The 15,372-nt window shown below is 54.5% G+C and carries 11 protein-coding genes; 8 read left to right on the top strand and 3 right to left on the bottom strand.

What is annotated here, in order from left to right:
* The first annotated feature begins 146 nt into the window (after positions 1–146).
* Positions 147–1,766 (top strand): acyl-CoA synthetase, encoded by a 1,620-nt coding sequence (locus MRK42_RS10955; protein ID WP_338609828.1) that lies wholly within the window; start codon positions 147–149, stop codon positions 1,764–1,766.
* 45 nt (positions 1,767–1,811) lie between these two features.
* Here MRK42_RS10955 and MRK42_RS10950 read toward each other — a convergent pair whose 3' ends face one another.
* Positions 1,812–3,095 carry a GGDEF domain-containing protein gene (locus MRK42_RS10950; protein ID WP_338609826.1) on the bottom strand — a complete coding sequence of 428 codons (1,284 nt, stop codon included), beginning with the start codon at positions 3,093–3,095 and terminating at the stop codon, positions 1,812–1,814.
* A gap of 493 nt (positions 3,096–3,588) precedes the next feature.
* Positions 3,589–4,167 (bottom strand): alkylphosphonate utilization protein, encoded by a 579-nt coding sequence (locus MRK42_RS10945; protein WP_042069286.1) that lies wholly within the window; start codon positions 4,165–4,167, stop codon positions 3,589–3,591.
* 229 nt (positions 4,168–4,396) lie between these two features.
* Between MRK42_RS10945 and MRK42_RS10940 the strand changes: the two genes are divergently transcribed.
* The 7 genes from MRK42_RS10940 (at position 4,397) to MRK42_RS10910 (ending at position 13,686) form a co-directional block, all read left to right on the top strand.
* Complete coding sequence (locus MRK42_RS10940) at positions 4,397–5,581, top strand: methyltransferase (RefSeq protein WP_338609823.1); 1,185 nt, start codon at positions 4,397–4,399, stop codon at positions 5,579–5,581.
* Positions 5,582–5,905: 324 nt separating this feature from the next.
* Positions 5,906–7,354: a chitinase gene (locus MRK42_RS10935; protein ID WP_338612413.1), complete on the top strand. Its 1,449-nt coding sequence runs from the start codon at positions 5,906–5,908 to the stop codon at positions 7,352–7,354.
* Between the two features lie 761 nt (positions 7,355–8,115).
* Positions 8,116–9,825, top strand: a complete 1,710-nt coding sequence (locus tag MRK42_RS10930) for a beta-N-acetylhexosaminidase (RefSeq protein ID WP_338612412.1) — start codon at positions 8,116–8,118, stop codon at positions 9,823–9,825.
* Between the two features lie 210 nt (positions 9,826–10,035).
* Complete coding sequence (locus MRK42_RS10925; protein ID WP_354688263.1) at positions 10,036–10,311, top strand: cation:proton antiporter; 276 nt, start codon at positions 10,036–10,038, stop codon at positions 10,309–10,311.
* A 37-nt stretch (positions 10,312–10,348) separates the two neighbouring features.
* Positions 10,349–11,563 carry an IS256 family transposase gene (locus MRK42_RS10920; protein ID WP_042657696.1) on the top strand — a complete coding sequence of 405 codons (1,215 nt, stop codon included), beginning with the start codon at positions 10,349–10,351 and terminating at the stop codon, positions 11,561–11,563.
* Between the two features lie 4 nt (positions 11,564–11,567).
* Positions 11,568–12,557: a cation:proton antiporter gene (locus MRK42_RS10915; protein WP_354688262.1), complete on the top strand. Its 990-nt coding sequence runs from the start codon at positions 11,568–11,570 to the stop codon at positions 12,555–12,557.
* A gap of 1 nt (position 12,558) precedes the next feature.
* Entirely contained in the window at positions 12,559–13,686 is a 1,128-nt protein-coding gene (locus tag MRK42_RS10910; protein ID WP_338612410.1) for a YbdK family carboxylate-amine ligase, read from the top strand.
* Positions 13,687–13,826: 140 nt separating this feature from the next.
* Here MRK42_RS10910 and MRK42_RS10905 read toward each other — a convergent pair whose 3' ends face one another.
* On the bottom strand, positions 13,827–15,116 hold the full coding sequence (locus MRK42_RS10905) for a diguanylate cyclase (protein ID WP_338612409.1): 1,290 nt from the start codon (positions 15,114–15,116) through the stop codon (positions 13,827–13,829).
* Positions 15,117–15,372: the final 256 nt, after the last annotated feature.

The raw sequence follows: 15,372 nt of genomic DNA, 5'->3' as shown, positions 1-15,372 counted from the left end.
TTTGCTAATGGTTGCCTCCCCCCCTCCCTGATACCCTGCCATTTTCGCAAGAGACCCACCCGAAGCATGATGCCCGGGTGTGGTGCCCGGTCTGTGCAAGGACCGGATGAGTCCCCGCTTTGTGCCATATGTGAGGAAGGAACCCGATGACAAAGCAGAACATCTATGAGATGGGCCTTGAGCAGACATCCGCCAATTTCGATCCCCTGACCCCCATCAGCTTTCTGGCGCGGGCGGCCCGCGTCTATCCCGACTATCCGGCGGTGATCCACGGCCCCTTGCGTCAAACCTGGGCCCAGACCGAACGGCGCTGCCGTCAGCTGGCCTCGGCCCTCGGCCTGCACGGTATCGGCGAGGGGGATACGGTATCCATCGTGGCCCCCAATACGCCGGCCATGTTCGAAGCCCATTTCGGGGTGCCCATGAGTGGCGCCGTGCTCAACACCATCAACACCCGGCTCGATGCCGACGCCATGGCGTTCATCTTCCTGCACGCCCAGAGCAAGGTGGTGCTGGTGGACCGGGAGTTTGGCGCCGTGGTGCAAAGGGCGTTGGCACTTATCGAGAGCAAGCCGCTGCTGGTCGCCATTGATGATCCCCTCTATCAGCAGGGGGAGATGATAAGCGAGCTCACCTATGAGGCCTTTGTCGCCATGGGGGATGGCGAAGCGCCCGGTTGGCTGCCAAAGGATGAGTGGCAGGCGATTTCGTTGAACTACACCTCGGGCACCACCGGCAACCCCAAGGGGGTGGTCTATCACCATCGCGGCGCTCACCTCAATGCGGTCAACAACGTGCTTTCCTGGGAGCTGCCCAAGCATCCCGTTTATCTCTGGACCCTGCCGATGTTCCATTGCAACGGCTGGTGCTTCCCCTGGACGCTGGCCGCGACCGCCGGGGTGAGCGTCTGTCTGCGCCATGTGCAGGCGGCGGCCATCTATGAGGCACTGCACGAACACAAGGTAAGTCACTTCTGCGCGGCGCCCATCGTGCTCAACATGCTCAATAACGCCGATCCGGCCCTCAAGCAGGGGCTGGATCACCCCATCAAGGTGATGACAGCAGGTGCGGCGCCTCCCGCCACCGTGATCGCTGGCATGGAGGCGATGGGGATCGCCGTGACCCATGTCTATGGTCTGACCGAAACCTATGGCCCCTGCGTGCTGTGTGAACCGCAGCGAAGCTGGCAAGGGCAGGATGCCACTTCGCTCTCTCGCCTCAAGGCTCGCCAGGGGGTGGCATCGCCGCTGCAGGGGGAGATGCGGGTCATCAATCCGGTTAGTGGCGAGGTGGTCCCCAAAGATGGCAAGACCATGGGGGAGATAGTGCTGCGCGGCAACGTGGTGATGAAGGGCTATCTCAAGAACCCGGCGGCCACCGCAGAGGCGATGGCGGAGGGGTGGTTCAGGAGCGGCGATCTGGCGGTGTGGCACCCGGACGGTTACGTGGAGATCAAGGACAGATCCAAGGACATCATCATCTCGGGTGGGGAGAACATCTCCAGTCTGGAGGTGGAGGATGTGCTCTACCGTCATCCCGATGTGGATGAGGTGGCGGTGATCGCCATGCCGGACGAAAAGTGGGGAGAGGTGCCTTGCGCCTTCGTCAAGCTCAAGGAGGGGCGTGAGGCGAGTCAGGCCGAGCTTATCGCGTTTTGTCGCGAGCAGATGGCCCACTTCAAGGCGCCCAAGCGGATCATCTTCACTCCGCTGCCCAAGACTTCCACCGGCAAGGTGCAAAAATTCATGCTGCGCCAGCAGCTGTAAGAAAGGTGACGGGGTGGGGGGCTTTCCCTCACCCCCGGTTATTGCTCAGCAGGCGATGCAATTGCGGCCAATCTGTTTGGCCCGATAGAGCATCTGATCGGCGCGGGCATAGAAGCTCTCCATCGACTCCCCGTGCTCGTTTTGTACCAGACCTGCGCTGATGGTGATGACGAGGCTGCTGCCATCGGGCAGTGTCAGCGGTTTGTTCATGACAGTATGCCGTAACCGCTCCGCCAGGGAGGCGGCGGCCGTCAGGTGGGTCTCGGGTAGCAGGATGGCAAATTCGTCCCCCCCGATCCGGGCCAGCACATCTTCACTGCGCAGCACGGGTTGCATCACCTGACTCAGATGGATTAAAGCCCTGTCCCCCAGCGGGTGGCCGAAGCGATCATTGATGGTCTTGAACTGATCCACGTCCATCAGGATCAGCACCGAGTGACTGTGATGGCGGGTATTGAAGTTCAGCTGCTTGTCGCACAGCTCGAAGAAAAATCGGCGGTTGTAGAGCTCGGTGAGGCTGTCGCGCACCGACTGGGCATGCAACTGCTCCTTGAGGTGGTGCAACTCCGTGATGTCCGAGGAAAAACCGATCAGGGTAGGGGTGCCATTGGCCAGGACAAAGGGCACTTTCACCGACCAGTAGTAGTGCATCATGCCCTGTTCGTCGAACAGACACTCCTCGCCGGCCTGGGTTTCACCGGTCGCAAATACTTTCCCATCCATCTGCTGCAACTGGGCGGCGATCTCTGCCGGCAGCAGATCATCGTCGCGCATGTTGACCATCTGCTCGGGGGGCATGCCAAACAGCTCAGAGGTCTTCTGGTTGACGTAGAGGTAACGATGCTGGGTGTCCTTCATGTAGATGTAGGCATCGACGTGGGCGAGGATGATCTCGAGCAGTTGGTGCTGTTCCGCCAGTTTGGCCTCGATGGCCTTGCGCTCCGTGATGTCGGTGGCGATGCCGCACAGGCCGATCAGGCGTGCCTCCTCGTCGTACATCGGCTTCTTGACGCTCAGATAAATGCGCGGCTCACCGGTCGCCTTGATGTAGTTGATCTCCTCGTCGGCGACGGTGATCTGCTGCTCCAGCACCTGGCGATCGTTGCGCCGCAGGGCGTCCGAGTCATTCAGGTTGAAAAAGCGACTGTCATCCTGCCCCTGCAACTGGGCCAGAGTACAGCCAAACAGATCCAGCACCGCCTGGTTGGCATAGGTGTAACGTCCGGCCAGATCCTTGGTGAAGATATAGGCGCCAATCTCGTTGAAGATGGCTTTGAGCTGCTGCAGCTCTTGCTTGAGCTGGATGAGTGAAGCGGGAGGTTCCTGCATGAGTCTATGGCCATCCTTGGAAGACACGATGGGATGGGTGGAAAGGCACCCACACCAACGCGCATCAATACTGCTAAATTAAGCTCCACTATCGGAAAAAATAGTGAATTTTCCGCGCCTTATGAGCTATGTCACAATGTTGTCAGTAGTTGAAACAAAAAAGACATCATATGAGTCTTTGTTTGTGCTGCCGAAAGAGACGATTGTCGGCGCGTCCGTTTCCGCCGCCATTCATGTAGGCACACTCATGTTATGGATATTGGTGTCTGTGGTGTGAAATCGCCACTTAAGGGGCGAAAAACGGGCTGAACGGAAAGGAGGTTTGACGGTGAGCCAAGGGAGCCGGAATCCTGCTTAGGTCTGTCATGGCTAATGCCAGCAGCATCACGGGAGGCAAACATGGCGCAATAAAAAAGGATGGCGCCGAAGCAGCCACCCTTTCTGTGGTGTCAGCCCGGCATCATGGTTGCCGGGGGACATACTGTATGCCGGATCAGGCCTTTTTCAGGTAGGCGGCAACCAGCACGATCTGCACGCCGTTGACCTTGCCTTCGATGTGCAGCGGGTTGTTGGTCAGGCGGATGCCCTTGACCAGGGTGCCGCGCTTGGCGGTGAAGCCGGCGCCCTTCACGTCCAGATCCTTGATCAGGGTGACGGAGTCGCCCTCTTGCAGCACGGCGCCGTTGGAATCGACGGTCGGTACGCTGTCGTCATCCTCATCGGCCATGCCCGCTTCGGCCCAAGCCTTGGTCTCGTCTTCCATGTACATCATGTCCAGCAGATCCTGGGCCCACACTTCACCCTGACCGGACAGGGCCTTCAGCTGGCGCCATGCCATCACCTGTACTGCCGGCACCTGGCTCCACATGCTGTCACCCAGGCAACGCCAGTGGTTGACCACCAGAGTGTCCGGTTGTTCCAGCTGACCACGGCAGGTGTCACAGAGGGCAACGCTGTGATCATCGTCGCTGGCGGGGGAGTGAGGTACCACGAAGGCAGTCAGCTCCTGCTCGGCGCTGCACAGTTCACACTTGGCGCCCGCGCGCGCCTGCAGAATGGCGTTGATGGTCATGTTTTTGGTCCCATTGCTATTGGTAAAACGGCCCGCACCAGGCTTGCCGCGTAAAAGAGGGGGCGGAATATAGCATAAAACCCTGTACTTTGTCAGGTTGAGCCTGGACGTTGCGGTGAGGGTGATGATTTTTTGTCTGTAAAAAGCGCCATTGACGCCGTGGCGGGAGTGCATTTTGAAAGGGGATCGCTAGAATGAGCCTCCTTTTTGCTGCTGGATAAGGGCTCCCGTGCTGGCTCAACGTTTTCAACAACTGGATCGACTGCTCACCCGGCACAGGCGCTGGTGGCAATATCAACCCTACCACCACCTGACGATGCCCTTTACAAAGGAGGCCCCCGAGCTGGTGGCGCAGCTCAATGAGCTGACCTGCGAAGAACTCGAGGCGCTCGATGGGAACATGGATGCGCTGGCCCGCCTGCTCGCGCCCTGGATTGCGGAGGGCCCGGAACTGCAACAACTCAGTCGGCTTGAGCCCTTCACGCCCGAGCCCATTACTTGCAGCAAGAGCATGGCGAGCCACATGCCTGGGCGCAAGCAGGCCCAGATAGAGGCCTTCACCGCCTGCTTGCCCCTCCATCAGGGGCCTTATCTGGAGTGGTGTGCGGGCAAGGGGCACCTTGGTCGGCTGGTATCGCTCCATCGCAAGGCCCGGGTGTCGAGCCTGGAGCTGCAGCCGCAGCTATGCGAGGAGGGGCGTCAGCTGGCCGAGCGCGACGGGGCGACCATGACCTTCACCTGCGCCGATGCCTTTTCCCCGGACTCCGCCCTGCTGCTGGCCCCGGAGCACCACGCCATGGCCCTGCATGCCTGCGGCGAGCTGCATACCCATCTGCTGGAACGGGTTGCCGAGCGCGGGGCGCGCGGGGTGACTATCTCCCCTTGCTGTTATCACCTGATCCGCAGTGCCGACTATCGGCCGCTGTCGACGCTGGCCCGGGCAAGTGCACTGCGCCTTAGCAAAGCGGATCTCAAGTTGCCGCTGCAGGAGACGGTGACCGGTGGCGCCCGCATCACCCGTCTGCGTGAGCAGGAGGTGGTGTGGCGACTGGCGTTCGACTGCCTGCAGCGCCAGGTGCGCGGGGTAAACGCATATCTGCCGGTTCCCAATATGCAAAAAAGCCTGCTCGCCGGCTCTTTCGAGGCATTTTGCCAATGGGCAGCTGCACGCAAGGGAATGGTATTGCCTGAGGACCTCGATTACTCCGCCTTTGTGGCGCAGGGGGAGCGCCGTTTTGGCGATGTGGCCCGTATGGAGTTGGTGCGCCATTTGTTTCGCCGCCCCCTCGAGATCTGGTTGGCCCTCGATCGGGCGCTCTTCTTGCAGGAACAGGGCTATCGGGTCGAGGTGGGGGAGTTTTGTGCCAAGCCCATGACCCCGCGCAACATTCTGATCCGCGCCTGGCGTCCCTGAGGGGGTGATGAGAGGGGCTTCGAGCCTCTCTGCTCCATGAAGACACCATTCTATGAAGACACAATTAGGCACTGGCGTACATCTTCTCTGACAGGGGCATCAGGCTCAGCGTCGCCTCTTTTTTAGCATGCGATGTGCTCTCTTCTGGCTGCTTGGCGGCACATTTTCAGGGAACTGCACCTCATCTGACGATCCTTTTGACGCAAATGGGCTCAAAGTGAATCCGCTCACACTTCTGATTAATTCTTAATTTTCATCGTGAATTTAGTCGCCCGAGTCCCTATGCTCGGGGGGCCATTCATTGAGGGACAAAGGAGTGTAGTGATGCTAAGACGCAGATATTGCGCCTGCTTGGTCGCAGCCATGTTTGCCGCGCCCGGTTATGCCGCCATGAATATCCAGCCCGATCCGCAAAATCCGGGGGGCTACCTTATCTCGGCGGCGGACGTGAAGGCGGTAGAGCAACAGAAGACCGCCAATCCCATGTACGCCATCTGGTCCAAGGCGCTGGCAACTCGCCCCAATACGGTGGTGGATGCTATCGAACCGGGACTTGCCAGCAACCCGGAGAACGTCAAACGGGTGGAGCGGGTCTTTCCACAGGCCGAGTGGGATTTTCTGACCCAGATGGCTGCGCCTGAATATACCTATGTCCGTTTCTTGCGGGCCATCGGCAAGTTCCCGGCGTTCTGTGGTGATTACACCGACGGTCGCAATGCCGACGAGATCTGCAAAAAATCCATTGTGACCGCCTTCGCTCACTTCGCCCAGGAGACGGGTGGCCACATCGCCAAAGACAACATCTCCGATAACCCGCTGGCACTGGAAGAGTGGCAGCAGGCATTGGTACACGTGCGGGAAATGGGCTGGTCGGAAGGGCAAACCGGCTATACCACGGGGTGTGGCCAGAACGACTGGCAAAACAAGAAGTGGCCTTGTGCCACCGGACAGGGCTACTTTGGCCGCGGGGCGAAGCAACTTTCCTACCATTTCAACTATGGCGCCTTCTCGGAAGCCATGTTTGACGGCGATGCCAGCGTGCTGCTCAACAACCCGGGCCTGGTTGCCGACTCCTGGCTCAACCTGGCCTCGGCAATCTGGTTCTTCCTGACGCCCCAGGCCCCCAAACCGGCCATGTTGCACGTGATCGATCGTACCTGGGTGCCCTCGACGCGAGAGACCAATGCCGGGATTGGTTATGGGTTTGGTACCACCATCAACGTCATCAACGGCGGCATCGAGTGTGGCGAGCAGAACAAGGACAAGGGTCAGCCGGTCAACCGGATCCGCTACTGGGAAGGGCTCTCCGCTCACTACCAGATCCCCCTCAAGAGTGACGAGAAAAACACCTGCTGGCAGCAGACGCCCTATGGCAGCCTCAATCTCAATGGCGCCACTGACGTGCTCTACACCAACTGGGATGGCAACTGGAAATACTACCCGGATCGCCCGGGGGGTTACTCCTTCGAGTGCGAGCTGGTGGGCTTCCAGACTGCCTATTCGGCTCTGGTGCCCGGAGACTACGAGAAGTGTGTGACCAACCTCTATGGCTCCCACGCCAGCTGGCCCAAGGTGCGGATCGTGGAGACATTGCCTGTACCGCCAGTTGATCCGGGTGAGCCACCTGTGGGCGGGATCCCGGCCTGGGATGCTGGCAAGGTCTACCAGGGGGGGGACAAGGTGAGCCACAAGGGCGTCGTCTATCAGGCCAAGTGGTGGACGCAAGGGGACGATCCCGTTAAGGGTGGCCCTTGGGCGCCAGTCAGCCAGTGATGAGCGATGAATATTACTCGCGAGCGTCAGTTTGGTGCTGACTAAATGAAATTAATTGAGCAGCTGTAAGTCAAGAGGGAGGCCTGGTGCCTCCCTCCTTATTTATGCCGCCGGTTTGCCAGATACGAGATATCTCGCCATAGCCAAACCAGACCGACATAGATAAGAGATAATGAGTGGTGGAATAGTGGGAGGTTCTTTATCTTCGGTACTTCTCAATACACTGAACATGTTGAGACTGTTGTAGCCGGTGTGATCATCATCAAATCGTTTGTGCAGGGTGCGTATAAAACTGTCGCATGCGCAATAAATACTCATGTAACTGACCACTGGGGTGTAAATGCACTATATCGGCGGTCTGCCACCAGATAATCGAGCAACACCTCTTAAACTCACCTTCAATCTCATCAGCGAGATGAGATTAGTGTCACATATTATCCGGATACAACATGTTATGCATGTTAAATATACCTTGGATTCAAGCTAGTTAATCATATTAACAATAAAGAATAGCGAGCGATGAACAATGCTCCCCAACCTCATGAGATTAAATGGCTGGAGGGTGATGATAAGACAATGATGGTTCAGATATAGCAGTATTTTCTTTTCGTTATTGATGACAATGTGAGTTGTCGTCGAGTGAATGTAAACGATGTATATGGTTGAGTGACAAAATGACGGAGGGTGGAATGGTAAGACATTTCATAAATGATTCAATCTCATAGAGATATCAATTCTTTCAGGGAGGTTAGACGGTTATCATGGCTAAAACTAAAACAGTTTATTACTTGCTGGCAGTTTCAATAGCACTGATTGTTGTTCTACTGGTGCTTGCAGGATGCAATAATGACTCATCTGATACTGGCAAGCCTGTTACTCCAGAAGTTCCAGTTGTCTCGGTTATTCCAGCACCGGTAAAGCTTGAGCAAACGGAAGGTGGCTGGACGGTAGATAATACGGTGAGTATTGTCTATGAACAAAATACGGAGTTAAAGGATGAGGCTACTTATCTTGCTGATATTCTTAAGCAGAATAATAATTTAAGCCTCAATATAAAGGAGTCTCCGGTTGATGACTCAACCAAGACTGAAAAATCTATCATTCTCTCTGTCGAAGCGTCAGCCACCGTATCCGAAGAGGGTTATAAACTGAATATTGTTGATGGGCAGGCAAACATTATTGGTAATACAGAGACGGGTGTGCTGTACGGCATTCAAACATTATTGCAACTCTTGCCATATGAAAAAAATACGTTGCCAATTGTCAGCATCATCGACTATCCAAAATTTAGCTGGCGTGGTATGCATCTTGATGTGGCACGAAACTTCTTCAGTGTTGACAATATCAAGAAATTCATAGACCAGCTGTCATATCATAAACTTAATAAATTTCATTGGCACCTGACGGATGATCAAGGGTGGCGGATTGAGATCCGTGACTGGCCAAAACTGACGGAAGTGGGTGGGTGTCGGGCATCAACACCGCCTTATGGGGACAGAACAGGGTCAGATGGTCAACCAACCTGTGGCTATTACACACAAGAAGAGATAAAAGAAGTCGTTGCGTACGCCAAGAGTCGGCATGTGGAAGTGATCCCCGAGATCGATATGCCAGGCCATATGGCGGCGGCCGTGGCAGCCTACCCTGAATTGGGCGTGACGGATACCACGGAACCCTTTAAGCCAGAAGTCAAAACAACATGGGGTGTACACCCTTATTTGCTGAATACAGATGTGGCAACATTTAGGTGGGTTGACCAAATATTCACCCAGATAGCCGAGCTGTTTCCCAATTCTCGCTATGTCCATTTGGGGGGGGATGAGGCGACTAAAGAGCAATGGAAAACATCCAAGTCAGAACAAGACAGGATTAAAGAGCTAAAACTCTCTGATGAGAATGGTCTACAGCGTTGGTTTGTACGGGAAGTAGAAAAAACTATCAACAGCAAAGGATTCACCGCTGTTGGTTGGGATGAAGTTATGGAAGGTCGTGGAGTGGAAGGGGATGACATATCGAAGAATATGGTTGTGATGGCTTGGCGAGATAAAGATAAAGGCAGACTGGCAGCAGAAAGAGGGAACCCGGTTGTGATGGCTTCAGGGCTGTATTTTGATCATTATCAAGCACCAGAGAAGCAGGAGTTGGCGAAGGGGGTTGAATATGAGGCAATTTGTTGCCTGACAACATTACAGGATGTCTACAACTATGATCCTATTCCTCCCAAATTGGCTATTGAGTACAGGGGGAATATTCTTGGAGCACAGGGTCAGCTCTGGTCTGAGTATATGCATAGTTGGGACAAGGTTGAGTATCAAGCGTTTCCAAGGATGGCAGCACTATCCGAAATGTTATGGACACCGAAAGAAAGGCAAAACTATGAGGACTTTAGAGGACGCTTGAACAGCATGCTGGCTTATTATGAACGTGAAAATATTCGCTATGGCGAGATTTACGATGGCCTCAAACAGTAACAATATGTTGGTTATTGTTTGATAAATTGGAAGGGCTGTAAAAGTGGTGCAATGACTCTGTACTCTCTCGGTACAGAGTCATTGAAAAACCCAAAAGCCATCAAAGCTTTCATTTTTAATGCTGTTGCAGATGAATTTAAAATAACAACTAAAAGTGCTCATTTTTGTTGTTGCAGTGTACCGATGTGGCACAACTGAGAGAGACACGACATGGCTGAACTCATAGCAGTATTAAAAGATGGGGCATGGCCGATAACTATTTTTATAGCATGGTATATGGGCGAGTTGGCGCAGCGCTGGACAAAATTGCCACGTATTAGTGTGTATGCAGTGGTGGGTTTCATTCTGGCTTCATCACAAAGCGGTTTTTTGCCGCCAACAAACTCGAGCACCACATTGCTGGCAAATATTGCATTCGGGTTGCTGCTGTTCGAATGTGGTTACCGGAGAGCCTGTAAATCCAATTGTGTAACCGCCCACGAATAAGTAACTTTTTCAAAAGGATACCTTCGTGGGTAAGCAAATGGACCAAGACAAACTCAAAGCACTGGCCGCTGAGCTGGCCAAAGACATCAAGTCTGAAAAAGATCTCGGCACCCTCACCCAACAGCTGATCAAGCTCACCGTCGAGACCGCGCTCAATGCCGAGATGGACGAACATCTGGGCTACGAGAAACACGCCCCACAAGGCCGCGGGACCGGCAACAATCGCAATGGCTATTCCGCCAAACGCCTAAAAGGGCAGCACGGAGAGGTCACTATCCAGGCGCCTCGTGACCGTAACTCGTCCTTCGAACCTCAGTTCGTCCGCAAGGGCCAGTCCCGCCTGACCCAGATGGACGACCAGATCCTCGCCCTCTACGCCAAGGGCTTGAGCACGCGGGATATCGTTGACGCATTCAAAGAGATGTATGACGCCGACATCTCGGCGGGGCTGGTATCGAAGGTGACCGAACGTGTCATCGAGCAGGTCCACGAATGGCAAAACCGGCCGCTGGATCCGCTCTATCCCATCGTTTATCTGGACTGCATTGTGCTGAAGATCCGCGCGAACCAGAGGGTGATCAACAAGTCGCTCTATCTGGCACTGGGCATCAATATGGAGGGGCACAAGGAGCTGCTGGGCCTGTGGCTGGCCGAGACCGAAGGGGCAAAGTTCTGGCTGTCGGTCCTGACCGAGCTGAAGAATCGCGGCTTGGAAGACATCCTGATTGCGTGTGTGGACGGTCTCAAGGGCTTCCCTGATGCGATTGCTGTGGAGTATCCCCAGACCAAGGTGCAACTGTGTATCGTCCACATGGTGCGCAACTCGCTGCGCTATGTCTCCTGGAAGGACTACAAGGCGGTGACGGCGGATCTGAAGCAGATCTACCAGTCTGCGACGGAACGTGAGGCTCAGCAGGCGCTGGCGGCCTTCGGCGAGCGCTGGGATAGCCAGTACCCGCAGATAACGCGCTCCTGGCAGGGCAACTGGGATAATCTGATCACACTGTTCGAGTATCCCCCCGCCATCCGGAAGGTGATCTACACCACCAATGCTATCGAGTCGCTGAACAGCGTGCTGCGCAAGGCGACCAAGCAAAGGAAGCTCTTCCCGACCGACGACTCGGCGCTAAAAGTGGCGTACCTCGCGATACAGCAGGCTTCAAAGAAATGGACCATGCCAATCCAGAATTGGAAGCTTGCCCTGAATCGCTTTATTATCGAGTTCGGTGATCGTCTGAACGGTCACCTGTAATGGAGTGGGCAGTTACACAGAATTATTTACAGGCTCTTACCGGATTAATTTACATTGGCTTCGTACTAATCCCTGGATTGTGGTAACCAGTGTCACGGAAAGCATGTTCATTTTTATCGCTGTGTATGCCGTGATGATCTGGTTTGCGCAATCGCAAATGATTGCATTGTTGCTGGCGGCGTTATCAACGGCATCCTCGCCGGCAACGATCATACGGGTCATCTTGGAACAAAGAAGTTCCGGCCAGGTGACCGAACGGGCGTTGCATCTCTCGGTGCTGAATTCAATGCTGGCCGTGTTGGTCTTCAAAATGATACTTGGCCTGGTTGTGTTCAATACGTCTGGCAATGTATGGGACGCGATACATATCAGCCTGATGGTGTTGTTCGCTTCTGCGGGTGTCGGCGCTGTGCTGGGAATGATGATTCCGACCCTGTTAAGGCCGACAGACCGAACCACCCATGATAATACCCTGGCATTCACGATCACCGTTATTGGGCTTGTTGCACTGACACATAGCCTCAAGCTCTCTCCCATCTTTGCTGTGCTGATATTTGGGATCGTAGCGCGCCATCGTCGGGTCGTGTTGACGTCATCCCAACGTGGTTTTGGTTCATTGGGTGAACTTGTCTCCATATTTTTATTTGTCTTTATTGCGGCCAAGCTGGCATGGGGACAGGTATATGCCGGTATCTGGCTTGGTCTCTTTATTCTGGTCGTGCGACAGTTGGTAAAAGCGGTTGTGATAAGCATTTTCGCAAAATTGAGTGGTATCTCCTGGCATAAGGGGTGGCTTGTCGGCTTGGCAACGGCTCCCATGTCGGTCTCCATTATCTTGATGCTTGAACAGGCCCGCTACCGTGGGGTTGATCTAGTCGATCAACTTTCACCACTTATCGCGATAGCCCTGATGCTGGAGATATTGGGACCTGTCTTGAGCCAGCTGGCATTGCGTTGGGCTCATGAAGTGGCTGAGCCACATAAGGAGGTTTGATATGCCACTTGAACCATTCAAATCGTCACAGGCCCTGACGCTGGGGGTTGAACTGGAGTTGCAACTGGTCAGCTTTAGCGATTTTGACCTGGCTGCAGCCAGCCCCGATATGCTCGAATTATTGGAGCGTGATATTTTCCCGGGATTTGTCGTGCCAGAAGTGACCGAGAGCATGCTGGAAGTCATGACGGATGTGCACAGTGAATACACCACGCTACTGTCTCAATTGATAAAAATCAGCACGGCTCTGGTACAGGCAGGTGATCGCCTTAATATCGGCGTCTGTGGGGGAGGGACCCATCCTTTTCAACTGTGGCCTGAGCGTCGTATTTTTAACAAGACAAGGTTCAAGGAGGTGTCGCTGTTATATGGATATTTGACAAAACAGTTTACTATCTTTGGTCAACATGTTCATGTTGGTTGTATTGAAGCCAATGAGGCACTCTTCCTTTTACATGCCTTGAGCCGTTATGTTCCCCATTTTATTGCGTTGTCAGCCTCGTCACCTTTTGTGCAGGGATATGATACCTGGTTTAATTCTGCCCGTCTTAATTCAGTATTTGCATTTCCTCTGAGTGGCCGGGCGCCATTTTATCTGTGCTGGGAAGAATTTGTTCACAAGTTTTTCTCAAAAATGGAAAATACGGGCATTGTCACCAGCATGAAGGATTTCTATTGGGATATCAGACCGAAGCCGGAATATGGCACAATTGAATTGCGAGTATGTGATACGCCATTATCGGTAACTCGTGCTGCGGCAATAGCCGGATATTTACAGACGCTCTGCAAATATCTGTTGGAACGCAGTGAACCCGATCCGGTAGAGGATGACTATCTGGTCTACAACTACAATCGCTTTCAGGCGTGTCGTTTTGGCATGGAAGGGATACTGGTACATCCCAAGTCTCATGAAAAGATGTCATTACATGATGATATCTTGGCCACCGTTGCCCGCATTCAGCCCCATGCCGATGCCCTGCATTGTTCAGCCGCCCTCGAACATGTCTTGCAGATCGTTCGGGAAGGGAATGATGCACACTATTTGCGACGAGAGTATGAGTTGAACGGGAGCGTCGAAGGCATGGTCGATTTTGCCCTGCAGCGGTTTCGCGCGTCTGTCAAGAACTAGTCAACCGCAGACGATCGGGTGCCTCGCGGATCAAGTGCATCAAAATGGAGAGTGGCTTTTTCGGTCATATTGAATGAGCAAACCTCTGACACGGGCTTTGCCAATGCGTTGTGTCTCATGCAAGGGGTGAGTCGGGCAGATTACTTCATTACCTCCTGCTGGCAGCAGTTGCGCCCCTGCTTTTTGGCCAGGTAGAGAGCGGTATCGGCCCTGTGCACCAGTTGTTCGACCGTATCCTGGGCACCCTGGCTGGTGCTGATGCCAATGCTGACGGTGAGTGGGACTTCGATGCCGCTATTGAGCTCATGAAGCCCTGATTCGATGATCGAGCGGATCCGCTCCGCGCTGCCCCAGGCTTGTTCCTGCGAGGTTTCCGGCAGTAGCAGGACAAATTCCTCGCCCCCCCAGCGTCCCAGCATGTCCACTTCCCGAAGCTGTCTGGCGATGCGATTGACCAGGCTGAGGATGGCCCGATCCCCTTGCTGATGGCCATAGGTGTCATTGATCTGCTTGAAGTGATCGATGTCGATAAGCAGCAGACTCATGGTATGGCTGAAGCGTTGGCTGCGCTGCATCTCCAGATGCAGCATTTCGTCGATGCGGCGGCGGTTGGCGATCCCGGTCAAGGGATCCGTGGTGGCGGCCACCTTCAGCTCCTCCACCAGACGGGCCCGCTCCGAAATATCCCGCAAGATGGCGGTCATCTCGGTGGTTTGCCCCAGATTGATCTTGGCAATGGTCACTTCCAGCGGAAATTCGCTGCCATCACGCCGCAATCCCATCACGGCGGAGCGGGCGTGCATGGGGCGAGAGTTGATGGGGGAGTTGCTGAAAGACTTGAAATAACCCTCATGATGGGCGCGAAAGCGTTGGGGCAACAGGGTTTCCAGGCGCTTGCCAATATAGCTCTCGTCGATCCCGAACATTTCGCAGGCGGCGGTATTGATGAGTTCGATGCGCGACTCGCTGTTGACGCTGATGATGCCGTCATAGGCGGAGTTGACCACGGCCTCGAAGCGCTTGCGGCTCATCTTGAGCGCCTCTTCCAGCTGTTTCTTGGTGGTGATATCGATGGCGGTGACCATGATCCGGCTGATGCGGGAGTGCTCCGACATGATGGGGGAGATCACAAAACGCCACCAGCTGGTGCGTGACAGGGTGTCGATGGGCAGTTCGCTCTCCAGCCCCGTCTGCTGGGTGACGCACTCGTTCATCGGCGGCTCTATGCAACCAGTGATGTAACGGGGGAACATTTCGCCCAACCGCTTGCCGATACTGCCGACGACATCCAGCTCGAATGCCTGGGCAAAGGTGTCATTGGCCGACACCAAAATAAAGCGGTCATCCTCATCAAGCTCAAACATGGCCACAGCGGCACCGATGGCATTGAGTGATGATTTGATATCGGCGTGGGTTCCCTGTGTAAACATGTAACCTCCATTGCGAATAACTCATTGATAATCAGTATAGAGCTGCTTTATTTGGCGTTATGTTTGTGTCGGGCATCGGGGCTGTTTGTACCAACAGTTTCATCCTGTATTGCCTGCATCAGATTTGGCAACTATTCCTTCGCGGCTGGTGGTGAATAAAGGGGTGAGCTTTACTCTGTGGACTCGTGGATCGACGTCATGCATCTTCGCAAGGTATGAATGGCAGCAGTGAAGGCGCGGCTCGATCGGGAATTTA

Source organism: Aeromonas sp. 19NY04SH05-1, assembly GCF_040581895.1.
Lineage (GTDB): Bacteria > Pseudomonadota > Gammaproteobacteria > Enterobacterales > Aeromonadaceae > Aeromonas > Aeromonas enteropelogenes.
This window is presented reverse-complemented; position numbering and strand designations above follow the sequence as displayed.

Bases quoted from the DNA above. Each gene is read 5' to 3' on its own strand.
- MRK42_RS10945 (WP_042069286.1), bottom strand. From the start codon at position 4,167: ATGACCATCAACGCCATTCTGCAGGCGCGCGCGGGCGCCAAGTGTGAA.
- MRK42_RS10950 (WP_338609826.1), bottom strand. From the start codon at position 3,095: ATGCAGGAACCTCCCGCTTCACTCATCCAGCTCAAGCAAGAGCTGCAG.
- MRK42_RS10910 (WP_338612410.1), top strand. From the start codon at position 12,559: ATGCCACTTGAACCATTCAAATCGTCACAGGCCCTGACGCTGGGGGTT.
- MRK42_RS10925 (WP_354688263.1), top strand. From the start codon at position 10,036: ATGGCTGAACTCATAGCAGTATTAAAAGATGGGGCATGGCCGATAACT.
- MRK42_RS10930 (WP_338612412.1), top strand. From the start codon at position 8,116: ATGGCTAAAACTAAAACAGTTTATTACTTGCTGGCAGTTTCAATAGCA.
- MRK42_RS10920 (WP_042657696.1), top strand. From the start codon at position 10,349: ATGGACCAAGACAAACTCAAAGCACTGGCCGCTGAGCTGGCCAAAGAC.
- MRK42_RS10905 (WP_338612409.1), bottom strand. From the start codon at position 15,116: ATGTTTACACAGGGAACCCACGCCGATATCAAATCATCACTCAATGCC.
- MRK42_RS10935 (WP_338612413.1), top strand. From the start codon at position 5,906: ATGCTAAGACGCAGATATTGCGCCTGCTTGGTCGCAGCCATGTTTGCC.
- MRK42_RS10955 (WP_338609828.1), top strand. From the start codon at position 147: ATGACAAAGCAGAACATCTATGAGATGGGCCTTGAGCAGACATCCGCC.